The 21,931-nt window shown below is 64.8% G+C and carries 25 protein-coding genes; 19 read left to right on the plus strand and 6 right to left on the minus strand.

Annotated features, from left to right (window positions below; translation table 11 throughout):
* Nucleotides 1-87: 87 nt before the first annotated feature.
* The 5 genes from O3I_RS04425 (at nucleotide 88) to O3I_RS04445 (ending at nucleotide 4,852) form a co-directional block, all read left to right on the plus strand.
* Complete coding sequence (locus O3I_RS04425) at nucleotides 88-1,071, plus strand: daunorubicin/doxorubicin resistance ABC transporter ATP-binding protein DrrA (protein WP_014981692.1); 984 nt, start codon at nucleotides 88-90, stop codon at nucleotides 1,069-1,071.
* Nucleotides 1,068-1,838 carry an ABC transporter permease gene (locus O3I_RS04430; protein WP_014981693.1) on the plus strand — a complete coding sequence of 257 codons (771 nt, stop codon included), beginning with the start codon at nucleotides 1,068-1,070 and terminating at the stop codon, nucleotides 1,836-1,838. The genes O3I_RS04425 and O3I_RS04430 overlap by 4 nt, the downstream gene beginning before the upstream one ends.
* On the plus strand, nucleotides 1,835-2,599 hold the full coding sequence (locus tag O3I_RS04435) for an ABC transporter permease (RefSeq protein WP_014981694.1): 765 nt from the start codon (nucleotides 1,835-1,837) through the stop codon (nucleotides 2,597-2,599). The genes O3I_RS04430 and O3I_RS04435 overlap by 4 nt, the downstream gene beginning before the upstream one ends.
* An 82-nt stretch (nucleotides 2,600-2,681) precedes the next feature.
* Entirely contained in the window at nucleotides 2,682-3,758 is a 1,077-nt protein-coding gene (locus tag O3I_RS04440; RefSeq protein ID WP_014981695.1) for an MAB_1171c family putative transporter, read from the plus strand.
* Nucleotides 3,755-4,852: an MAB_1171c family putative transporter gene (locus O3I_RS04445; RefSeq protein ID WP_141692259.1), complete on the plus strand. Its 1,098-nt coding sequence runs from the start codon at nucleotides 3,755-3,757 to the stop codon at nucleotides 4,850-4,852. The genes O3I_RS04440 and O3I_RS04445 overlap by 4 nt, the downstream gene beginning before the upstream one ends.
* Nucleotides 4,853-4,860: 8 nt before the next feature.
* Here O3I_RS04445 and O3I_RS04450 read toward each other — a convergent pair whose 3' ends face one another.
* The gene (locus O3I_RS04450; protein ID WP_014981697.1) at nucleotides 4,861-5,832 is read right to left on the minus strand and encodes an ABC transporter substrate-binding protein; all 972 of its coding nucleotides are present in this window, start codon (nucleotides 5,830-5,832) and stop codon (nucleotides 4,861-4,863) included.
* 163 nt (nucleotides 5,833-5,995) lie between these two features.
* Between O3I_RS04450 and O3I_RS04455 the strand changes: the two genes are divergently transcribed.
* Nucleotides 5,996-7,774, plus strand: a complete 1,779-nt coding sequence (locus O3I_RS04455; protein WP_041562414.1) for an MFS transporter — start codon at nucleotides 5,996-5,998, stop codon at nucleotides 7,772-7,774.
* 87 nt (nucleotides 7,775-7,861) lie between these two features.
* Entirely contained in the window at nucleotides 7,862-8,968 is a 1,107-nt protein-coding gene (locus O3I_RS04460) for an MAB_1171c family putative transporter (protein ID WP_014981699.1), read from the plus strand.
* 30 nt (nucleotides 8,969-8,998) lie between these two features.
* On the opposite strand, the gene O3I_RS04465 is transcribed toward O3I_RS04460, so the two are convergent.
* Both O3I_RS04465 and O3I_RS04470 read right to left on the minus strand, forming a co-directional pair.
* Nucleotides 8,999-11,038 carry a M13 family metallopeptidase gene (locus tag O3I_RS04465; protein ID WP_014981700.1) on the minus strand — a complete coding sequence of 680 codons (2,040 nt, stop codon included), beginning with the start codon at nucleotides 11,036-11,038 and terminating at the stop codon, nucleotides 8,999-9,001.
* Nucleotides 11,039-11,133: 95 nt separating this feature from the next.
* Nucleotides 11,134-13,191, minus strand: coding sequence for a M13 family metallopeptidase (locus O3I_RS04470; RefSeq protein ID WP_014981701.1), 2,058 nt, complete (start codon nucleotides 13,189-13,191; stop codon nucleotides 11,134-11,136).
* A gap of 325 nt (nucleotides 13,192-13,516) precedes the next feature.
* Between O3I_RS04470 and rplN the strand changes: the two genes are divergently transcribed.
* The 4 genes from rplN to O3I_RS04490 are packed head-to-tail and all read left to right on the plus strand — an operon-like array spanning nucleotide 13,517 to nucleotide 14,963.
* Complete coding sequence (gene rplN, locus O3I_RS04475; RefSeq protein WP_014981702.1) at nucleotides 13,517-13,885, plus strand: 50S ribosomal protein L14; 369 nt, start codon at nucleotides 13,517-13,519, stop codon at nucleotides 13,883-13,885.
* A gap of 2 nt (nucleotides 13,886-13,887) precedes the next feature.
* The gene (gene rplX / locus O3I_RS04480; RefSeq protein ID WP_014981703.1) at nucleotides 13,888-14,205 is read left to right on the plus strand and encodes a 50S ribosomal protein L24; all 318 of its coding nucleotides are present in this window, start codon (nucleotides 13,888-13,890) and stop codon (nucleotides 14,203-14,205) included.
* A gap of 1 nt (nucleotide 14,206) precedes the next feature.
* Entirely contained in the window at nucleotides 14,207-14,773 is a 567-nt protein-coding gene (gene rplE / locus O3I_RS04485; RefSeq protein WP_014981704.1) for a 50S ribosomal protein L5, read from the plus strand.
* A gap of 4 nt (nucleotides 14,774-14,777) precedes the next feature.
* On the plus strand, nucleotides 14,778-14,963 hold the full coding sequence (locus tag O3I_RS04490) for a type Z 30S ribosomal protein S14 (RefSeq protein WP_014981705.1): 186 nt from the start codon (nucleotides 14,778-14,780) through the stop codon (nucleotides 14,961-14,963).
* A 96-nt stretch (nucleotides 14,964-15,059) separates the two neighbouring features.
* Here O3I_RS04490 and O3I_RS04495 read toward each other — a convergent pair whose 3' ends face one another.
* Nucleotides 15,060-15,713 carry a Uma2 family endonuclease gene (locus O3I_RS04495; protein WP_051066481.1) on the minus strand — a complete coding sequence of 218 codons (654 nt, stop codon included), beginning with the start codon at nucleotides 15,711-15,713 and terminating at the stop codon, nucleotides 15,060-15,062.
* A 172-nt stretch (nucleotides 15,714-15,885) separates the two neighbouring features.
* On the opposite strand from O3I_RS04495, the gene O3I_RS04500 reads away from it, so the two are divergent.
* Genes O3I_RS04500 through O3I_RS04510 form a run of 4 tightly spaced genes read left to right on the plus strand, consistent with a single transcriptional unit; the run spans nucleotide 15,886 to nucleotide 18,387 of the window.
* Complete coding sequence (locus O3I_RS04500; RefSeq protein ID WP_041562415.1) at nucleotides 15,886-16,197, plus strand: WXG100 family type VII secretion target; 312 nt, start codon at nucleotides 15,886-15,888, stop codon at nucleotides 16,195-16,197.
* Between the two features lie 15 nt (nucleotides 16,198-16,212).
* Entirely contained in the window at nucleotides 16,213-16,515 is a 303-nt protein-coding gene (locus O3I_RS04505; RefSeq protein WP_014981708.1) for a WXG100 family type VII secretion target, read from the plus strand.
* A complete protein-coding gene (locus tag O3I_RS42380; RefSeq protein ID WP_014981709.1) occupies nucleotides 16,512-17,924 on the plus strand; it encodes a deaminase domain-containing protein in 1,413 nt (470 codons plus the stop codon). The genes O3I_RS04505 and O3I_RS42380 overlap by 4 nt, the downstream gene beginning before the upstream one ends.
* On the plus strand, nucleotides 17,917-18,387 hold the full coding sequence (locus O3I_RS04510; protein ID WP_063632232.1) for an SMI1/KNR4 family protein: 471 nt from the start codon (nucleotides 17,917-17,919) through the stop codon (nucleotides 18,385-18,387). Before O3I_RS42380 ends, O3I_RS04510 begins: the two co-directional genes overlap by 8 nt.
* A 52-nt stretch (nucleotides 18,388-18,439) precedes the next feature.
* Here the strand turns inward: O3I_RS04510 and O3I_RS04515 are convergent, their stop codons facing one another.
* On the minus strand, nucleotides 18,440-18,670 hold the full coding sequence (locus tag O3I_RS04515; protein ID WP_014981711.1) for a DUF7683 domain-containing protein: 231 nt from the start codon (nucleotides 18,668-18,670) through the stop codon (nucleotides 18,440-18,442).
* Nucleotides 18,671-18,802: 132 nt separating this feature from the next.
* Between O3I_RS04515 and O3I_RS04520 the strand changes: the two genes are divergently transcribed.
* The 4 genes from O3I_RS04520 (at nucleotide 18,803) to O3I_RS04535 (ending at nucleotide 20,541) form a co-directional block, all read left to right on the plus strand.
* Nucleotides 18,803-19,240: a GNAT family N-acetyltransferase gene (locus O3I_RS04520; protein ID WP_141692265.1), complete on the plus strand. Its 438-nt coding sequence runs from the start codon at nucleotides 18,803-18,805 to the stop codon at nucleotides 19,238-19,240.
* A gap of 92 nt (nucleotides 19,241-19,332) precedes the next feature.
* A complete protein-coding gene (locus O3I_RS04525) occupies nucleotides 19,333-19,677 on the plus strand; it encodes a hypothetical protein (protein ID WP_014981713.1) in 345 nt (114 codons plus the stop codon).
* A gap of 21 nt (nucleotides 19,678-19,698) precedes the next feature.
* Nucleotides 19,699-20,079 carry a hypothetical protein gene (locus tag O3I_RS04530; RefSeq protein ID WP_014981714.1) on the plus strand — a complete coding sequence of 127 codons (381 nt, stop codon included), beginning with the start codon at nucleotides 19,699-19,701 and terminating at the stop codon, nucleotides 20,077-20,079.
* Between the two features lie 108 nt (nucleotides 20,080-20,187).
* A complete protein-coding gene (locus O3I_RS04535) occupies nucleotides 20,188-20,541 on the plus strand; it encodes a DUF6086 family protein (RefSeq protein WP_014981715.1) in 354 nt (117 codons plus the stop codon).
* Between the two features lie 744 nt (nucleotides 20,542-21,285).
* Here O3I_RS04535 and O3I_RS04545 read toward each other — a convergent pair.
* Nucleotides 21,286-21,492: a hypothetical protein gene (locus tag O3I_RS04545; protein ID WP_014981716.1), complete on the minus strand. Its 207-nt coding sequence runs from the start codon at nucleotides 21,490-21,492 to the stop codon at nucleotides 21,286-21,288.
* Nucleotides 21,493-21,931 lie beyond the last annotated feature (439 nt).

The raw sequence follows: 21,931 nt of genomic DNA on the forward strand, positions 1-21,931 counted from the left end.
CGGACTCGGCGGTGGCCGGGTCCGCCCTGATCGGGATTCACAGGCACCAACGACGATTCGTACGTAGCAAGGACGGAGAGCAGCACGGTGGATTCGAGCAGGGAAACGGCGGCGGGCACGGTTTCGGCCGATGCCGCGATCGTCGTCGAGGGCGTGGAGAAGTCGTTCGGCGAGGTGAAAGCGTTGCGCGGCATCAGCTTCGAGGTGCCGAAGGGCAGTGTGCTCGGTGTGCTCGGCCCGAACGGGGCGGGCAAGACCACCACGGTGTCGGTGCTCTCGACGCTCACCAAGCCGGATGCGGGGCGGGCGCTGGTGGCCGGGTACGACGTCGTGCGGGAGGCCGCCGCGGTCCGGGCGTCCATCATGCTCACCGGCCAGTACGCGGCGTTGGACGAAATGCTGACCGGCCGGGAGAACCTGGTGCTGTTCGGCCGCCTGATGGGCTTGCGGCGCAAGGAGGCCAAGACGCGCGCCGACGAACTGCTCGGCCAATTCGAGCTGGAGCAGGCCGCCGATCGCCGGGTCGGCCAGTACTCCGGCGGCATGCGCAGGCGCATCGATATCGCCTGCGGGCTGGTGCGTCCGCCCCAGGTGGTCTTCCTGGACGAGCCGACCACCGGACTCGACCCGGTGAGCAGGCAGAGCCTCTGGGGTCTGGTGCGCGCGCTGAAGCAGCAGGGCGTCACGATCCTGCTCACCACGCAGTACCTCGAAGAGGCGGATGTGTTGAGCGACAACATCATCGTCGTAGACAAGGGCACCGTGATCGCCGAAGGCACCGCCGACCAGCTCAAAGCGCGCACCGGCGCGAGCTACTGCGAGGTGGTCCCCGCCGATCCGGGCGAGCTGCCCGCGGTGGTCACCGCGCTCACCGGGCTCGGCGAGATCACCGTCGCCGAATCCGCCGACCGGGTCTCGCTGCCCGCGCCCGACGGCGCGGCCACGCTGGGGGAGGCGCTGCGCCGGATCACCGAGGCCGATATCGAACTCATCGACATCGCCTTGCGCAGGCCCTCGCTCGACGAGGTGTTCATCGAGCTGACCAAACCCGCCGCCGAGGCCACCGCATGACCGCCGCCACCGTCCTGCGGGTGCCGAACGGCATGCAATGGACCGCGTTGAGCGGCCGTGGTATTCGCGCCGCGGTGCGGGAGGGAGATCTGATCCTCGCCTTCGCGGCGCCGCTGACCTTCTTCGTCTGTGTCTATGTGCCGCTGCGTCGTTCGATGGAGGCGACGGGCATCGACTACGCGCAGTACCTGCTCCCGTTGATCGCGGTCCAGGCCATGTTCTTCACCGCGATGTTCGCGGGTGACCGGGCGGCGCGAGAAGTGGCCGGTGGCATGGGAACTCGGCTGCGGTCCATGCCGGTGCCGCCGTGGGTACCGCCTGCCGCTCGGATCTCGGCGAACTCGGTGCGTGCCCTCGCCGCGCTGGCCGGTGCGCTGACCATCGGCTCGCTCTTCGGTTTCCGCTTCCACGGGGCGGGCGCGACGGTGGCGTTCCTGGTACTGATCCTGGCGTTCGGCGCGGCCGTGGTGGTCGCCGCCGACGCGCTCGGCACCGCGACGGCCAATCCCGAACTCGGCGCGACGGTGTTGTTCGCGCCGCAACTGCTGCTGTTGATGATGTCGACGGGTTTCGTGCCCGCGCAAGGTTTTCCGGGCTGGATCCAGCCGTTCGTGCGTAACCAACCGGTATCCCAGGTGGCGGGCGCGTTGCGGGAGTTGTCCGACGGCCGCTTCACCTCGACCAGCACGGTGGCCGCGATCTGGGTGGCCGGACTGCTGATCGCGGCGATGGTCGTGGCGGTGTGGGTGGAAGGACGGCGGCGATGAGCACCCTGGTCGATCAGAGCCTGGTGGAAACCGGCAGACTGCTGCGCCGCTGGAGCAGGCAGCAGGAGGTGGTGACCACGACGCTGGTGCTGCCGATCCTGCTGCTGCTCATGTTCGATCTCGTGCTGAGCAAGTCGCTCGACCTCGGCGACGGCCCTGACGCGATCTACGGTTTCGTGCCGATGATCGCCGTGTCCGGCGCGATGTACGGGGCGATGGGCACCGGCCTCTCGCTGTACGGCGAACGGGAAAGCGGTCTGCTGCGGCGCTTCTGGGTGCTGCCGATCAACCGCTCGGCCGGACTGATCGGCAGACTGCTCGCCGAATGCCTGCGCGCGGTGGCCGCGACGGCGATCGTGCTCATCGTCGGCGTCATCCTCGGGCTGCGTTTCGAGCAGGGTCTGCTGGGCGTACTGGGGGTGCTGATCGTGCCGGTGATCGTCATCGCGGGATTCACGCCGATGGTGATCGTGGTGGGGGTCAGCCGCATCGGTGACAAGGTGGTGCAGATCTTCGCCGCGGTCGTGCTGCTCGCGATGTTCTTCAACTCCGGCTTCGTCCCGATCGAGAACTATCCGGGCTGGTTGCAGCCGATTGTGCGCGGCCAGCCGATGAGCTGCGCGGTGGAGGCGATGCGCGGATTCACTGTGGGCGGTCCGGTCGCGGTGCCGCTCTTGCAGACCGTCGCGTGGTCGGTCGGTCTGGTGCTGGTCTTCGGCGCCCTCGCCGTCCGCGGGTACCGCAAGGCCGCGGAGAGTTGATCGGTCGCACTCGTCCGGCGGCCGCGAGCTCGGCTCGACAGGCCGCCCGGACGAGTGCACCCGCCGGTTACAGTCGTCGACGATGAATTCCGTACCTGCCCTGCTGATCCTCTCGGTCGGCATGTTCGCCGCGATCGTGACGGCCGGGCGCTGGCTGCTGGTGCGGGACTCGAGCATGGATCGGCTGCTCAATCGCCTGTGGAGCTGGGAGATCGGCGGCTTCCTGCTGCACGGCATCGCCAACGCGGCCGGTGCGCCGGAGCTGGGTCGGCGATTGTTTCTGGGTTGCGGCTTGATGGCAGGCGCCGCCGCATACGGGTTCGCGCGGCTGCTGTTCGACGGCCAGGCCCGGTACGAGGCGCGCGACCGGCAGCGCTGGTACGACACCACGGCCGCGGTCGCGGCGGCCACCATCGTGCTGGCCGAATCCTTCCTCGACGATCTGTTGCCCTTCCGCTGGGCCACCGGTGTGTGGGCGGTGGTCTCGTTCGCGGGCGGGATCGCCGGATACATGATGGTGCATGCCTGTATCCGGGAGTTGCGCTCCGGCGGCCTGACGATCAGGGAAAAGCTGCTGTTCGGCGCGCTGCTCGTGCTCGCCGTCTATTGGACCTGCGGTTCCGCCATCGGCAGTGTCCGGACGCTGCTCGGCGCACCGCCCTCCGAACCGGGCAAGGTGTGGACGATAGTCACTTTCGCCACGTTCTCCGTCGCCACCGCGTTGCTCTCGGTCCGACTGATCGACGTCCTGTCCGCGCGCCTGGGCTGGGACCGGGCGAGCAGGCATTGCCGCCGCCTCGGCCCGATGTGGCGTGACCTCACCAGTGCCGTGCCGGAAGTGGTGCTGGCGCAAGACGAGTCGGGAGATCCGGATTCCGCGCACCGCCGGTATCGGATGACGGTCGAGATCTGGGACGCGCTCTTGCAACTGCGGCCGTATATGCCGGACACCGCAGCGGTACCCGGCCCGTCCGACAACCGGAGTTACGCACTGGTGCTGGCCCGGGCCGGTCGCGCGAAGGCGCGAGGTGCGCCGCCGGCCACCCGGCCCGGCGCCCTGGTACTGCCGCGTCCCGCCGATCGAACCTCGGAACTGCGGATGCTGCTCGGCCTGGCCCGGGTGTGGCCGTCGGACGCGACCTACAATCGGCGCCGATGAATTCCGCGCCGCCCGTGTTCACGACGATCATCGTCGTGCTTGTGCTGGGTGTGATCTGCGGCCGTTGGTTCCTGGTCAACGAGACACTCACCGATCGTCTGATCAATCGCGCGCTGACCTGGGATGTCAGCGCGGTGTCCGCGTACGCGTTCGTCGCAGGCATCGGCTATCCGGATCTGGCGCAGCGGGTGTTCTTGGCCGTCGGCTTTCTGGCCCTGTCCAACGCTTTCGGGTTCGTCGTGACACTCGGCGGGAGGGATCTGCGGAAAGGATGGCGGCGGCAGCGTCGATACGACACGATCGCCACCTTGGCCGGGCTCGTGGTGGCGTGCTGCGCCGCGATCAACGAGATGGCTTGGTTCCCAGCGGTGTTGCCCGCTGTGGACTGGGACGGGGTGCTGTGGATGGCGGTCGACGCATGTCTCATCGTCATCGCGGGGTTACTCGGTCGTGCGTGCATTCGAGATCTCCGCATTCCCGGCGCGACGACCCGGGAGAAGTCGACCTATTGTGCGTTACTCGCGGTCGCGCTCTACACCGCCATCGCCTCCGTTTACCGGTCGCTGTGCACGCTCTCCGGTGTGTCGCCGCAGCACATGAGCGCCGGGTGGGCGGTGGGTTCGTTCACCGTGCTCGCGATCCTGGCCATGCTGATCTCGATCCCGCTGGTCGACGCGGTACTTATCCATGCGGGGCTGGATCGGGCCGGTCGATGCTGTCGGCAGTTGCGTCCGATGTGGCACGACCTCACGACCGCCGTTCCTGAGGTGGTGCTGCCACTGGCACACACCGAGCATCCTGGCTCGAATGCGCGGCTTTATCGGATGACCGTCGAGATCCGTGATGCACTGCTACATCTGAAGCAGTTCGTGCCGGACCCCGAGACCGGCGAGACCCCAGACCTCGGCACCTACGCTCGCGGTATTGCCGAGGCCACCCGCCAGAAGCTGCACGGTATGCCGCCGTCGTACCCGCGGCATGCCGTGCGTTTCCCCGCGGGTGACCGGACTACCGAACTTCGCAATCTGCTTGCGCTGTCGCGCGAATGGGCGTCCGCCCGCGTGGTCCTGGCGGGCGGACGCCTCGCGTCCTAGCGGGTCGCCTACTTCGCCGCGGCGGCGAACGCAGGCTCCAGTTTGGTCAGCATGTAGGGCACCGACAGCGCGGTGGGCTGGTTGATCGCGCTGATCTCCTGCGTGGTCAGGAACACGACCGAGCCCTTCCGCACCGCGGGCAGATCGTTGTATCCCGGGAGCTGCCGGTACTTTTCGTCCAAACCGGGGGTGTAGCCGGCGAGCAGCAGATCGGCGCTCAGCTGGTCGACGCGCTCCGGGGACAGCGACAGCCGCCCCTGGTTCGACGGTTGCTCGGTGAGATTCGCCGGAATAGTCATACCCAGCTGCGTGAACAGCTTGCTGGAGCCGTCGTTCGGGTCGGTGAGCACCATGAGCTGGGTCGGACTGCCCAGCCAGGTGCTGGCGAAGGTCTTGCCCTTCAGTCCCGGATTGGCCTGGCCGATCGCCTCGATCTGCTTGTTCACGTCGGCGATCACCTTCGCGGCGGCGTCCTGCCGGCGCAGCACCTTGCCCAAGGTGGTCACCAGATCGGGCCACGGCGTGACCGCGTCCTTGCCCAGCGCGGGCAGGGTGGGGGCGACCTTGGACAGCTCGTCGTAGGTCTTCTGGTCGGCGATGAACGGATCGACCAGGATGAGGTCTGGCTCCAGCGCCGCCACCTGTTCGGCGACATTGCCCGTGGTGCTCAGGGATTTCGCCGATTCCAGGGTCTTCGGCTCCCACGGAGGCGTGCTCTTGGACACCGCGGCGACGTTGTCGATGTAACCGACCGGCGTCACGTCCAGCGCCAGGGCGGTGTCGAGCCACTGATTACCCAGGGCGACAACCTTCTTGGGCGTGCCCGTCACGGTGGTCGAGCCGCGCGCGTGGGTGATGGTGACCGGCTCGCCGCCGGACCCGCCGTCGTCGCTCGACGTGCCGCAGGCCGTCAGGCCCAGCGTCAACGCGACCGTCGCGACCGCGACTGTTGCCCAGCGTGCTCTCCGAACCGGTTTCATCAGTGGCCCCCTTCAAGGACATTTCCGCCGGTCCAGGGACCGGCCAGCAAATTCAGCCAAGGCTAACCTACCCAGCCGTGAATCACACCGATCGATCTTGATAGTTAGATCAGCTAACTATATAGTTTGCGGAGATAACGACTCGCTAGGGGACGCCGTGCCGATGCCATCCACCGATCTCGATCTGGGCGAGGTCAACACCATCCGTCGCAGGCTGCGCTATGACCGCGACCATCCGCACTACAAGTGGATCGTGCTGACCAACACCACACTCGGGGTGTTGCTCACCGCGATCAACTCGTCCATCGTGCTGATCTCGCTGCCCGCGATCTTCCGCGGCGTCGGCCTGAACCCGCTGGAAGCCGGCAACGTCGGCTACCTGCTGTGGATGCTGATGGGCTATCTGCTCGCGACGGCCGTGCTGGTGGTGATGTTCGGCAGGCTCGGCGACATCTTCGGCCGAGTCCGGGTGTACAACCTGGGTTTCGCCGTCTTCGCGATCTGCGCGCTGGCCCTGTCCTTCGATCCGTTCCACGGCGGCGCGGGCGCGATGTGGATCATCATCTGGCGCGTGGTGCAGGGCATCGGCGGCGCGATGCTGACCGCCAACTCCGCGGCCATCCTCACCGACGCCTTCCCGGCTAAACAGCGCGGCACCGCGCTGGGCATCAACATGGTCGCGGCCGTGGCGGGTTCGTTCCTCGGGCTGCTCATCGGTGGCGTGCTGTCGGAATGGGATTGGCGCGCGGTGTTCTGGGTCAGCGTGCCGATCGCGGTGCTCGGCGCGTTCTGGTCCTACCGCTCGCTGCACGAGGTCGGCATCCGCTCGGCGGGCAAGGTCGACTGGGCGGGCACGATCACCTTCGGGCTCGGTCTCACCGCGCTGCTCACCGGCATCACCTACGGCATCCAGCCCTACGGCGGTCACGCGACCGGGTGGTCCAGCCCGTGGGTGCTGGGCTCGGTGCTCGGCGGCCTCGTGCTGCTCGGCGTGTTCTGTGTGGTGGAGAGCAAGGTCGCCGATCCGATGTTCCACCTCGGCCTGTTCCGCAACCGGGCCTTCGGGCTGGGGAACTTCAGCAACCTGATGGTGTCCATCGGCCGCGGCGGCATGCAGTTCATGCTGATCATCTGGTTGCAGGGCATCTGGTTGCCGTTGCACGGCTACAGCTTCGAGTCGACACCGCTGTGGGCGGGCATCTACCTGTTGCCGCTGACCGTGGGATTCCTTGCGGCCGGGCCGATTTCGGGATGGCTCTCGGACCGCTACGGCTCCCGCCTGTTCACCACCGGCGGCGCGCTGATCTCGGCCGCGACATTCTTGCTGCTGCTGATCATTCCCGTCGACTTCGACTACTGGCTGTTCGCCCTGATCGTGCTGCTCAACGGCATCGGCAGCGGACTGTTCTTCTCGCCCAACACCGCCGCCATCATGTCCAGCGTGCCCGCCGCGCAACGCGGCGCCGCCTCCGGTATGCGCGGCACCCTGTTCAACGGCGGCAACGCGCTGTCGATGGGAATCTTCTTCTCGCTCATGGTCGTCGGCCTCGCCGCCAGCCTGCCTTCGGCGCTGGACACCGGCCTGCGCGCGCAGGGCGTGTCCGCGAGCGCCGCCGCCGAGGTCGCCGGGATGCCGCCGGTCGCCAGCATGTTCGCCGCGTTCCTCGGCTTCAACCCGATCCAGGAATTGCTCGGTCCCACCGGCGAATTGGCCAAACCCGGCGTCAACTCCGACACCCTGACCGGTCAGGAATTCTTCCCCAACCTGCTGACCGGCCCGTTCCACACCGGCCTCGTCGTCGTGTTCGTGGCAGCCGCCGTCATGATGCTCCTGGCCGCCGTGGCCTCGTACTTCGCAGGCAACAAGTACGTGCACGACGAACAGGCCGAACTCGCCGAAGCCGACGAACTGGCCGAACAGGTTCCGGTCGCCGCACGGTGAGAGCGGTCGCCGACGCAGCGCCGACGGGGATGTGGCACAGCGGATTCCGGTGGTCGGTGCGGCCTGCGGAATCTAGGCTGGTCACCGATGGACTCCGCACCACCCGCATTCATCGCGATCGTCGTCGTGCTGGGTGCGCTGGTGGTCGGCGGCCGATGGGTGCTCGTGCACGACACGATCGCCGATCGTTTGATAAACCATGCGCTGAGTTGGGATCTCGGATCGCTGCTCGGGTACGTGTCGGCCGCCGCGCTCGGCTACCCGGAGTTCGGCCAGCGGGTGTTCTTCGCCGTGGGCATGCTGGGCCTGTCCTATTGCTTCGGGTTCACGATGCTGCTCAACGGTGCCGACCCGCGCACGGTGCGGAGCCGGCAGCGTAAATACAACGCCTGTGCGGCGCTTGCCGGGATCGTCTGGCTGGCCTGCGCGGCGGTCGAGGCAGCAGGGGTGCCGCTGCATCGCACGCTCGACTGGGAGGGTGCGCTGTGGGCGGTGGTCGGTGTGGCCGTGGCGGGGATCGGTCTGCTGCTGGTGCGCGCCTGCCTGCGGGAACTCCGCAGCGGTGGTCCAGCCCGGCACGAGAAGCTGACCTACCTGGCGTTGCTGACCTTCGGCGCGTACTGCATCGGCACGTCACTCGATTCGGCGCTGCGAGCCGCGGCGGGCACGTCGTCGGGCGCGCCGCGACCACTACTGGTGATCGGCACTTTCTTAGCGGCACTCTCGCTGATCTCGCTGGTCGCGATCCCCTTGATCCACGCGCTGCTGCGCCGGGCCGAGTGGGACCGGGCCGGCCGCCACTGCCGTCGGCTCCGACCCCTGTGGCAGGACCTCACGACGGCGGTGCCCGAGGTGGTGCTGCACGCGGCGGGTTTCGACCAGCAGGACTCCGCGTCCCGGCTGTACCGGATGACCATCGAGATCGGCGATGCCCTCCTGCATTTGAAATATTTTGCCCCAGAGGCCGATTCGGGCCATTCGGACCCCATGCACGGCTACGCGATGCGAATCGCCGCGGCGGTGGACCTGAAACGCCGGGGAGCGCCGGGCACGAATCACGTTCCCGGCCCGCCCATTCTGCCGCCTGCCGATGATCGCGCCGGCAATCTCGCGAACATGCTCGCGCTGTCCCGCGCGTGGCCGCGGGCGCGCGACGCACACGCATCCGAACGGCGGGCCTCGGCAAGCCCGTGAAATGGCTGCCGCATCCCGGGCCGGCGGGGCTCAGAAGGTGACGCGCTGGTCCGCGGGCAGGAACAGTTTGTCAGTCTCTTTCACGTCGAAGGCAGTGTAGAACTCCGCCAGGTTGCGCACGACCTGATTGCAGCGGAATTCGGCGGGGGAGTGGGTGTCGGTGGCCAGGTACCGGATCGTCAGCTCCTTGGTCTGCTTTTCCCGCCAGCTGCGGGCCCAGGACAGGAACATGGACCGATAGTCGGGATTCTCGACCCCGCGCCGTTTCTCCGAAATGCGGAAGGCGGCCAACGTGATCTGCAGTCCGCGCAGGTCGGCGAGGTTCTCACCGACGGTGAGCTCCCCGTTGATGTGCTGGCTCGGGTCCAGGCCCTCGGGCACCAGGGCGTTGTACTGATCGATGAGCTGTTTACTCTTGGCGTCGAACTTCGCCCGGTCCTCCGGCGTCCACCAGTCGCGCCGGTTGCCGTCGCCGTCGTATTTCGAGCCCTGATCGTCGAATCCGTGACCGATCTCGTGACCGATCGTCGCGCCCACCGCACCGAAATTGACCGCCGACTGCGCGTCCTTGTCGAAGAACGGCGGCTGCAGATAAGCGGCGGGGAACACGATCTGGTTCGAGGTCGCCTGGTAGTAGGCGTTCACCGTCTGCGGCGACATGCCCCACTCGGTCTTGTCGACCGGGCCACCGAGCCGGGCGAACGCGCGCTTGCTCTCGAAAGTGTTGATGGCGAGCAGTGATTCGATCAGCTTGCCCTTGGTGATCTTCAGCTGCGAGTAGTCGACCCACTTGTCCGGATAACCGATCTTGGGATCGATCTTGTCCAGCTTCGCCAGCGACGCCTTCCTGGTCTCCGGCGACATCCACGAGGAGTTGGTGAAATTGTCCCGGTACGCGGCGATCACGTCGTCGAGCATTTCCTTCGCGCGCTGCTTCGCCTCGGGCGGAAAGTGCTTGTCCACATACACTTTACCGAGCTGCTCGCCGAGATGTTCGTTGACGATCCCGACGCCGTACTTCCAGCGCTCCGGCCGCTCGTCCTGACCGTTGAGCACCTTGCCCTTGAACTCGAAGTTCGCGTCGTTCACGGCCTTCGGCAGATACGGCGCGTAATTGCGGAGCACGCTCAGCTTCAAGAAGTCACGCCAGGTGGGGATGTCGACCTCGGTCCACAGCTGTCCCGCGGCCGTGATGAACGACGGCTGGGCGACGATCATCGTCGCGAACAGCTCACGCGGCCGGTCGGTGTTCCCGGCCATCCACGGATCCCAGTCGAAACCCGGTGCAAGAGCGGTCATCTCGGACCAACTGAACACGTTGTAGGTGGCGTCGGCATCGCGGTTGCGCACGTTGTCCCAGTGCGCGGGCGCGATGCGCTTCTCCAGATCGAACACCCGCTGCGCCATACCCGCCGGATCGGGGAAACCCGCTCCCGCACAGATACGTTCGAGGAACACCCGGTACTGCGCGAGCACCTCGGCATGCTCGGGCTTGCGGAAATACTGCTCACCGAGGCCGAGACCGGACTGCCCGACCGAGGGCACGTAGGCGTTCGAGTTCTTCCGGTCGATGCTGATCCCGATGCCGATCAACCCGCTGATCGGCAACTCCGCCATCACCTTGGCCAGATCGGCCTTCGTCGCCGCCTTGTCGACCTTGTCGAACAGCTCAGCCAGCGGGCTCATGCCGAGCCGTTCGATCTCGTCCCAGTCCACCCGCGCGTCGTACAGATCGCGGATCTGCTGCTCCTCCGAACCCTGCTTCGGATCGGAGATGCCGTCGATGATCTCGCGCAACTGCTGTTCGGTGCGCTCGGCGGCCTCGCTCGTCGAACCGAAGGCGGGCTTGTCCGGCGGCAGCTGGTACTCGCGCAGCCACTTCCCGTTGACGTGCCGGTACAGGTCGTCCTGCGGCCGGATCGCCTCGTCCGCGCCACCCAGGTCGACCCCGGTGAGCGTCTTGCTCGTCTGCGTGGAGTCGCTCGAGCAGGAAGCCAACGCGGCCGCGGCCGGCACCAGGCCGAGCGCGATCAGGAACGCACGGCGGTCCAGCTGTCCGAGACGTGTCACGAGGATTCCTCTCCCGATGCGGCCCGCCGCATCCTCGTCAGGCCCAACTTGTTCGCCCGAGGCTACCTGCCTCGGGCGCCACCCGGCCTTCCATCTCAGAGGCTGACGCGTTGGTCCGGCGCCAGGAACAGCTTGTCGCTCTCGGTGACGCCGAAGGTGGTGTAGAACTCCGCGATATTGCGGACCACCTGGTTGGCGCGGAACTCGTTGGGCGCGTGCACGTCCTTGACGAGCAGTATCTCCTGGTACTGCTTGGTCGCGCGCTGCCGCCAGATCCGGGCCCAGGACAGGAACATCGTCTTGACGTCGGGCTCCTTGCCGTCGCGCCGGGCCGCGGCGCGATACGCGGCCAGTGCGATCTGCAATCCGCGCAGGTCGGCCAGGTTCTCGCCGACCGTCAGCGCGCCGTTGACGTGCTTGCCCGCGTCGAGGCCCTGCGGCACCAGCGCGTCGTACTGACCGATCAGCTGCCGGGTCTTGGCCTCGAACTTCGCCGTGTCCTCGGCGGTCCACCAGTCGCGCCGGTTGCCGTCGCCGTCGTATTTGGCGCCCTGATCGTCGAAGCCGTGCCCGATCTCGTGGCCGATCACCGCGCCGATACCACCGAAGTTGACCGCGGCGACCGCGTCGGCGTCGAAGAACGGCGATTGCAGGATCGCGGCGGGGAAGGTGCTCTGGTTGGCGTTCGGGTCGTACATAGCGTTCACCGTCTGCGGCGGGAAGCCCCATTCCGTCTTGTCCACCGGGGTGCCGAGTTTGGCGAACGCGCGTTTGACCTCGAAAGTGTGTGCGGCCCTGATGGATTCGATCAACTTGCCCTTGGTGATGCGCAATTCGGCATAGTCGATCCAGCGATCCGGGTAGCCGATCTTGGCGACTATCTTGTCCAGCTTGGCGATTGCGGCCTGCTTCGTCTGCGGCGACATCCACTCGGAATCGGTGAAGTTCTGCCGATACGCGTCCATCAGATCGGCGACCAACGCCTTGGCGCGGTCTTTCGCCGCCGCCGGAAAGTGCTCGGCCACATACAGTTTGCCGAACGGCTCGCCGAGATACCGGTTGACCGTGGCGAGTCCCTCGCGCCACGGCTCGGGGCGTTGATCCAGGCCCTGCAATGCCTTGCCGGTGAATTCGAAGGCCGGGTCCGCGACCGCCTTGGGCAGGTACTGCGCAAATTCCTTGACCACACTCACGCGCAGATACTCCCGCCACTGCGCGATATCGACCTCCGCCCACAACCGGCCCGCCGCGGTGATGAACGACGGCTGCCGGACCACCACCTTGTCGAACAGCTGCTTCGGCCGGTCGGTGTTGCCCGCCAGCCACGGATCCCAATCGAATTGCGGTGCGAGACCGGTCATCTCGGTCCAGCCGAGCAGGTTGTAGGTGGTGTCGGGATCGCGGTCGCGCACACCGTCCCAATAGCCTGCGGCGATTCTGGTCTCCAGGTCGAACACCCGTTGTGCGGTACCCGCGGGATCGGCCAGACCCGCGCCGGACGCGACGCGTTCCAGATAGGTCCGGTACGCCGCCATCTGCGCGGCGTACTCGGGCTTGCGGTAGTACTGCTCGTCCAGATTGCCGTCGATACCGGACTGACTCAGCTGAGCGATATAGGCGCCAGAGTTCTTCTGATCGACTACGACCTGCAAGCCGATCAGTCCGTCGATCGGCAGCGCGCCCATCACCCGGGCCAGGTCCGGCTTGGTCGCCGCCCCCTCGATCGCGGCGAGCAGGTCGGCGATCGGCGCCGTGCCGAGGCGCTCGATCTCGGCGCGATCGAGCCTGGCGTCGTAGAGATCGCGGACCTGCTGTTCGGTGGAGCCCGAACGCGGATCGGCGATGCCCTCGACGATGCCGCGCAACTGCTGCTCGGTGCGATCGTTCGCCTCGTCGAACGCGCCGAACGACGACTTGTCCGGCGGCAATTGGTACTGCTGCAACCAGAGGCCGTTCACGTTGCGGTAGAGATCGTCCTGCGCGCGGATCGCCGGATCCGCGCCGGCCAGGTCGACGCCGGTGAGTTCGACGTTCGATCCCTGCGACCGCTGGGTGCACGCGGTCAGCGCCGCGACGGCGGGTATCGCGCCCAGGGCGGCGAGGAAAACGCGGCGATCGATGCGGCGCGGGCGAGCAGGCGAGTTCAAGGGCATCCTCTTTCGGTACGGTCGAGCCGAATGGTGCGTCTCCTTCTTGATCTTGCTCGGTTCGAGGGTAGCCGCGGATCGTGACTCGCCCAGGTGCCCGGACAGGCTGCGCGGCGTGATCTGCGACCCCGATTTGGGCCGGACCTGCGCGGCCGCCTACACTAGACCGGTTGCCTGCGGGAGCTATGCCCGCAATCCGGCAGTGAACCCCCAGTGGTCGGGTCGCAAGATCCATCGAAACCGCTGGCAGGCGCGCGTCCGGAGGGCAACGGACCATGCCCGTCGGGTCGGCAATCCGGCGTGCGTATACATCCAGGTCAAGGAGGCTGAAGTGATTCAGCAGGAGTCGCGACTGCGCGTCGCCGACAACACGGGCGCGAAGGAAATCCTTTGCATCCGCGTTCTCGGTGGTTCGTCGCGTCGCTATGCCGGTATCGGCGACATCATCGTCGCCACCGTGAAAGACGCCATCCCCGGCGGCAACGTCAAGCGGGGTGACGTGGTCAAGGCCGTCGTCGTGCGCACCGTCAAGGAGCGTCGTCGTCCGGATGGCTCGTACATCAAGTTCGACGAGAACGCGGCCGTGCTGATCAAGGCGGACAACGACCCGCGTGGTACCCGCATCTTCGGCCCGGTCGGCCGCGAGCTGCGCGACAAGAAGTTCATGAAGATCGTCTCGCTGGCGCCGGAGGTGCTCTGACCATGAAGGTGCACAAGGGCGACACCGTGCTCGTCATCTCGGGTAAGGACAAGGGCGCGAAGGGCAAGGTCATCCAGGCCTACCCGACGCAGAACCGGGTCCTCGTCGAGGGCGTGAACCGGATCAAGAAGCACGTCGCGAACTCCGCCAACCAGCGCGGCGCCTCCTCGGGCGGCATCGTGACCCAGGAAGCCCCGATCCACGTTTCCAACGTGATGGTCGTCGATTCCGATGGCAAGCCGACCCGCGTCGGCTACCGGACCGACGAAGAGAGCGGCAAGCGGGTCCGGATCTCCCGTAACAACGGGAAGGACATCTGACATGACGACAACTGAGAACAAGGTTCAGCCCCGGCTGAAGCAGCGCTACCGCGCGGAGATCAAGGACGCGCTGAACAGCGAGTTCGACTACGCCAACGTGATGCAGATCCCGGGCGTCGTCAAGGTCGTCGTGAACATGGGTGTCGGCGACGCCGCCCGCGACGCGAAGCTGATCAACGGCGCGGTCAAGGACCTCGAGCTGATCACCGGCCAGAAGCCCGAGATCCGCAAGGCCACCAAGTCGATCGCGCAGTTCAAGCTGCGTGAAGGCATGCCGATCGGCGCGAAGGTCACCCTGCGCGGCGACCGCATGTGGGAGTTCCTGGATCGCCTGGTCTCCATCGCGCTGCCGCGTATCCGCGACTTCCGCGGCCTGTCGCCGAAGCAGTTCGACGGCAACGGCAACTACACGTTCGGCCTGAGCGAGCAGTCGATGTTCCACGAGATCGACGTGGACTCCATCGACCGCCCGCGCGGCATGGACATCACCGTGGTGACCACCGCGACCAACAACGAAGAAGGCCGCGCGCTGCTCAAGCACCTCGGCTTCCCGTTCAAGGAGAACTGAGCCCATGGCTAAGAAAGCACTGGTCAACAAGGCCAACGCCAAGCCGAAGTTCGCGGTCCGCGCGTACACCCGCTGCCAGCGGTGCGGCCGCCCGCACGCGGTCTACCGCAAGTTCGGCCTCTGCCGCGTGTGCCTGCGCGAAATGGCGCACCGCGGTGAACTCCCGGGCGTGCACAAGAGCTCCTGGTGAGCCCGCGCTCCACGTGAGCGCACCCAACTGAACACCCGCAAAGGCACGGTCTCCCCAGACCGTGCCTTTCGGCGTCTCCAGAAGCGTTGCCTGAGTTCAGAACTCGAGTTCGGACCAGGAGATGCGGATAGGGAAGGGGTAGTCGGCGGTGATCGCGTCGGAATCCTTCGGGGTCCATTTGCCGGTGAGGAGATAGTTGGCGGGATACAGCGGATGGACACCCTCCGGGAGGTCACCGGGATTTGTCGCCAAAGCGAATGCTCGAATCATGGCGATCGCACTCTTCTCGCGCTCCAGAGTCACCTCCCAGTACCAGGGGATGCCCGCCTTCGCGTACCGCGCCTTCTTCTCGTCGATATCGGTCTGTGTATTCGACGGTGAAAGTACTTCTCCCGCCAAGAGGACATCGTCGGCGCGGACATCCTGATAAGGGGCGGGCAGGCACCGATGTACCAAGAAGTCCGGTGTGACGAAGTCGGACTTCCCGGAGATGCCGAAGAAGATATTCGTTTCGGTATGAACCCGCCAGCACCGCTGCGGATTCGCACCCATGTCCTCCTTGGCGCAGCGCCGTAGACCGCTCCACAGCAGATTGGTGAACTCCTGGTGCTCGGCCGGTCCCCGCCGCACCCAAACCACCCGCCCATCCCACAGCTCGATCTGCCGAGCGATCTCTTCGGGGAGTTGTTCGAGCTCCTCCCAGGTCATGCGTTCAGGGAGGTCAGGCCGTTCGGTGCGCGGGCTCGCCATGAGCTCATGGTAGTCGCGTCTGACCAGGCCAGGAGGAGGAAGACGGTAGGCGGCAGCCCTACGCCGCCGAGGTTTCACGACGTCCGATTCTCTTGGAACCAGTGGCGCCGCTGGCGCGTCATAGTAGGTACAGAATGCCCCCTGAGCCACCGACGAGAGGAGCGCACCAGGCATGACAGATCCAGCTGCACTGTCGGTCGAGCCTGAAGAGGTGAAGGCACTAGGGCGTATGGCGTATCAGATCGCGGACGAACTGCAGGCTGGGTATTCGTCGCTGGTCACCGACACGAAAGCCACGATCGATAGCTGGGCGGGTAACAACGCCGGCGCTTTCACCGCTGCTTGGGACGAGTTTCACGAGGGCGCGGACCAGGTGTGGGATGCCCTGTTCGAGCTCGCCGAGAAGCTGGGAGTGACCGCGGATACCCTTCGCGCGACCGATCAGTCGTTCGCAGCCGGCGTCAGCTCTTTGGATCTGCCGTGAGCCCGGGTGAGTCCCATGGGCGCTGATACGCCGGCCTTCTCGGTCGAACTCGGCAAACTCGAAGAGCTCGCGGCGCGGATGCGCGGCTATAAGGCGGCAGTCACCGATCGCCTGGCGGAGCTCGAGGCGAAAGCCAAAGAGGTCGAAGGCGTTTGGGTTGGCAGCGCGGCCGTGGCCTACACCGACGCGCACCGCGAGTGGGTCGCGGGCGTCACCGACATGCAGGACGGGCTCGCCGCTCTCGAATCCGCCCTGAAGACGGCCCATGAGAGCTACACGAACGCCGCCACTCAGACCCGACGAATTCTCGGCATATGACCGAGAAGCTGGAGGTGGATCCCAAGGTCTACTACCAGGCCGCCACCAACTGCTTCGACGCTGCCGCCGCGCTGAACGACAGCTTCAAGTATGTATTCGGCGAGCTGAACAGCTGCGGTCATATGGCAGGGCGGGACGAGGACGGTCGCGCGTGGGGGACCTCGTACGACGAATCTGCCCGCGACGCCGTAGCGTTCTTCGATCAAACCTTTGCGACGCTCCGCGCATACGGCACGGCTCTCAATGATCTCGGGTTCGAGCACGCGAAATCCGATGCCGCGCTCAAAGGAACAGCACAACCGGACAGGTCGCAGGACCAGGCCTCGACAGTGACGTTCGGCCCGTACGCGCTTCCTGCGTCAGCCGCCGGTGGCGCCCCGCAAGGTCTCTTGAAGGCGTCCGTAGAAGTGCTCGACGCCATCAACTGCCCACTCCCGGACGGCAACACCGACACTTTGGCCAAGGCGGCCGACGCCTGGGATCGCCTTGGCAGGATCTACCAGAACACCAACGCCAAAGACAAAATCACCATCGCCGCAAGCCTTTTCGATGGTGTGACCTCGCAGGACGCCGTCCAGGTCCGGGAGGATCTGAAGACTCTCGAAACCTCCATCGGCGCGCTACTCGACACGTGCAAGGCGATCAGCAAGACCTGCCTCGACTACAAGGAGTCGATCGAAGAACTCCGCAATGAGATCAAAGGCTTCATCGACGCCATCATCCAAGAAGCCGCGATCGACATGGCGATCACCGTCATCGCCACCTGCCTAACCGGCGTCGGTGGCCTGATCGCCGGCGCAAAAGCCGTAGAGTCGGCCCGCCGCTGGTCCATAAAAATCAAAGCCGCCGTCACCGCCTGGCGAGCACGCAAAGCCCTCCAGCTCAAAGGCCTAGCAGACGACGCGAAGACCGTGCTCGCGAAGGGGAAGCAAGCAGTCAAGGACTTGCGTGAGCGACTGCGTGCCAGCAAAGATGGCCACAGCAAGCGCGAGCCAAGTTTGACGAACAGTCCGGAGTTCGACGGCAGTCAAGCGGCAAATGACCTGCGGGCCAGGCTAGCCGCGAATGGTGAGGCGGTCGCAAATTCTAGAAATGTTGCTGTCGCCCGAGGGCAGATCGACGGGCAGAACATTTCTCTCGATGCAGTGAGTGGGGCGCGAACTCCGTCGGGTACTGTTGAGACACCCGGTAATCCGATCCTTCGGCCTGAATCTGTTGATGGGTCGGTAGTCCGATCAGCTGATTCCGAGTTCAAGATTTTGGATAATCTTGCGCAGAACCTCCGCCCTGATTCGAAAGGAAGTATCGATCTGTATACCGAGCGGGCACCTTGTGACGCTTGTACAAATGTGATCGAGCAGTTCAAGCAGAGATTTCCGGGAGTGGAGGTGAATGTGACGTATGGCTAGCGAAGAAGGTGAAGCGGCCATGAGGGCTTTGTGTCAGGACCTCGTGGAGTCAGGCTTCGCAAAGGCTGGCGAGATAGCGGGTTGCACGGCCGATGAGGTCGCCGAAGTTGTTGCCACGGCTCCGGATTCGTTTCCGGTTCCTGACGAGTACCTCGCGTTTCTGGCGGTGCTGGGCAAAGCTGCTGGTACGTTTTTTGTCGGTACCGATCTGTTCTACCCGTCACTGCTCGAGGCAAACGAAGCGGCAGCGGATATAAGTAGCGGGCCGGGCGAAGATTTGTCGTTGAGTGATCGTTTTTTCTTCGGGCATCACCAGGGCTATAAAGTGTACTTCTTCGAGCGGAACGCGGAAGCGGTGTATGTATATCAGGAGGGGCATCCCGAAATTCAACGGCTGGCAAGCTCGTTCCTGGAGTTCCTGCGACAGGCATTCGAATTGCAGAAGAGTCTACGTAATGGTTGAGCCTGGCCCAAGGATTTTATGGGATGACCAAGGTCAAGGTGATCCATAGTTTCTATTCTCGATGGAAACCGATCTGGTAGTCGCACGTTTCGTCGACCTGGAACGGCTTATTGATGTATTCGCCGAGTGTCGCTGCCTGCGTCGGAGAGACGTCGCAGCCGTATATTTCGATACCTTCGTCGATGCCGAGCATCTTCTTCAGTGCCGTGAGTTCTACGTTGTGTAGCGGATACTCGACAACCAGGATTCCAGTCTTCTTGTCATAGGCTTCCAGGTAGTTCAATTGCTCTCCTACGGCGTGAGGTCCAGCCGAGTTGTCTCGGCTCAACATCCTGCCTGCCGACGGGAGTGGACCAGCGAATCGGGTGCGAATTGGCTATCTGCACAGATCATGGGGGTGACTACGGTCGATCCGGTGGCTGACATACACGAGATTCAGGTAGGGCAGACAGAACTTGCGTCGGCGGCGATGCTGGCGCTTCGTCCGCGTTGGGAGACGCGCCAAGCGGTGGTGGAGCTGATTGATACCCGCCTGCGGCCTGGGGGCTATCGGCTCGTCGGTCTCTTCGAGTCGGAAGCGGGTGAGGCGGCATCGGTGGTCGGCTTTCGTCCCGCCTGGTCATCAGCGTGGGGGCAGCATCTCTACGTCGATGACGTTTCGACTCTTCCCGAGTCACGCGGCCACGGTTACGCCGACCTGCTGATCCAGTGGGTCGTCGAGGAAGCTCGCCGTCTGAACTGCGAGGGCGTGCATCTCGACTCCGGTGTCGGCCCGACCCGTTCCGCGGCCCACCGCCTCTACATGCGAAACCACTTCCAGATCTCCGCCCACCACTTCGAACACCCAATCTGAGCCGGGCCAGGGGATCGCATTCGAAATACAGCAGAACCTACGCGGCGCGCAGACACAGTACAGTTCATAAGCCAGTACGGAGGAGGAAATGGATGTCTGACAGTGAGTTCGTTCAGCCGGCAGAGTCGGACTTCCTCCTGGCATTCGGTGCAGAGCATAGGCCTGTCCCAGGTGAGGTCGCATGTTTCGTAGTCGGCATTGATATCGACAGCCAGAACGAGCTGGAGCTTTCCTACGATGTGGTTGCGAGATCGGCCCGGGTCAAGTGGATTCGAGATTCGGCAGTTTGTGTCGATCTCTTTCGAGAGCACGTGAACCGTATTGCGGTGGAAAACGGAGGTACAATCAGGATCTCGACGAGGGGACCTGGCTTGGCGGGGGAGTTGACGATCGAAGTCTATCCCGTGCGAATTGTCGACGCCCTGCTGTCGGTATGACTACGGATAGGTAAGTCTTTGATGCGGGATTACACGGATTTTCCGAGTCTGTCTGGTATTTATCTTGAAGACAGCTACGTGATCGATATCCTCGAGAGTCGATCCGAGGTCCAGTTCGTGCTGGAAGCCGTACTGACACCCGTACATCCCTGCTATAGAGCGCCTGCGTCCGGCGAGAAACATGCCTACCTCTGCGGCGACCTTGTGTTTTGTGATGTGCAGGGGGTCGAGTGGCTTGACCGGTCCTTTCAGCGGTACGTGGATGCTACTGGCGCCAAGGACTTGGGTAACATCGACTCATTGGCAAGTCGGGATGGGGTGTATTCGGTGATCGGTGACTGGGGGAGTGTGCGGATTCGCAGCAACGTCGACCCGGAGTTCATCGCTCGTGTGGATGCCTGAGTTTTCACCCGCTAGTTGCGCATCCGCTCATGGGGCTGATTCGGGAGTAACGGACGAAGTCGCCTCCGGCAATTCCTGGTTGATCTCGTCGCCTCGGCGGTTTTTCCAGTGAGCTACGTTTTCGAGATTGGTGATGAGACGGTCTGGAGTCCGTCGTTGCGGGTTGGAGACCTGTACGTGCGGATGCTCCGGGAGGTCGCGTCAGTTTTGGGGATGCCTGCTGGGCTCAGTGCGGTGGCGTCCGATATGTGTAACATCGATATCGAGGTTTTCGGCGAGCTCGTGAATTTGATGCACGAAACGTATTTCACGAGTAGCCACCACGTACTCGAGGCGTTGATTGGGGGTGTCTTGGCGCCATCTCTTGTGATCCTGGAGCGTAGTGGGCTCGGTATTCCTCCGCGCACCGAAGAGGAACGGGAGTTTCACGATTGGGCGCGCAGGCTATCGATGGCTCGCTGAACACGCGTCGAATCTCGCGGTGTTGGCCGGTTGATCACCAGGTAATGGTGGCGGCATCGACCCCTTGAACCCACCCGAGAGGCTTCCACCATCAGTACCTGGTGATCGCTTATCCAGTGCGCAGAGTGGGTGAGATGCGCAGATGCATGTGGATGCTGCGGGGTGCGGCGAACTTGCCGTTGAGGCGGTGGGCGGTCATGCGCGGGGCGCGCATGCCTGCGAAGGTGACGGCGAGTTTAGCCCGCCTAGCCCGCCTAGTCGCCGCGGTAGCGGTGGTCGCTGCTGCCGCGAAGTCGACGGCAAGTTTGTCGCCGAGGCGGCGGGTGGTTATGCGCGGGGCGTGGATGCCTGCGAAAGTGATGGCCAGTTTTGTCGCCGAGACGACGGGTGGTCACGCGCAGGGGCGTGGATGCCCGCGAAGGTGGCGGCCAGTTTCGTCGCGATGCCGTGGTGGTCGCGGATTCCGCAGAGGGCGACGGTGAGTGTGTCGCGCAGCGGCAGGTGCACAAGCTCGCGGCGTTACCGCGAGATGTGGCGAGGGCTCGCGAACTAATGCGGATGCGGCGAGGGCTCGCCAGCTAATGCGAGACGCATCAAGGCCTCGCGAATGGAAGACGCATCAAGGCCTTCCGAGTGCGAGACGCATCAAGAACTCCGGGTCCCGGGAGCCCCTAGAGGGGGCCAGAGAACCTGAGCCCACGCTGCCGTGTCCTACAACCTCGCACGGCAGCCGAATGCCGGGTTTCAGTTCTGCTGACCCAAAAGCTCCAAAGACCGCTGGTGGGCCCGGGCGGCGAGGGCGGTTTCCCTGGCGGCGTCGGCACCACCTTGGCCCGCGAGGTAGGTGTGCAGGTTGGCTTTGGCCTCGTACCAGGCGGCCCGTTCGGTGGCGCCGGCTTCGGCGGTGGGGCGGCTCAGGGTCAGGGCGGTCATTTCGACCAGGACGTTCACCCGCGGTCCTCCTCGACGATGTAGCGGATGGTTCGGTAGGTACACCGTGACCCGTGTTCGAATCGTTACGCCGGTCACTCCGTACCCCACGTAGTATGTCCCGTTCTGTGACCTGGACAACAGAGGTCACGTGATATTCGCTGAGGTGTCCTCTGGAGGTTGCTGCGGCTCGGTACCGCGGAGCTGGCGGTTTGCGATCATCCCGCTCGCCGGGCCTTTGTTATCTGGCCGTGTCCGAGAAGCTGTGGGATTGCCGGGTGCGGTGAAGTTCGCCAGCCGCGGTTCACCAGACGTGCCGCGAACATCGAGCTGACCACGGGAACCCGATCCGACCCGGATTTGGTGGCCAACTGGGGTTTGTCTACACTAGACCGGTTGCTTGGGCACCTCTGTGTCCGCATGTCCTGGATGTGGTTGTCTGCATCGACATGTGGGACGG

Origin of the sequence: Nocardia brasiliensis ATCC 700358 (genome assembly GCF_000250675.2) — a bacterium.
In the GTDB taxonomy this organism is placed as follows: domain Bacteria; phylum Actinomycetota; class Actinomycetes; order Mycobacteriales; family Mycobacteriaceae; genus Nocardia; species Nocardia brasiliensis_B.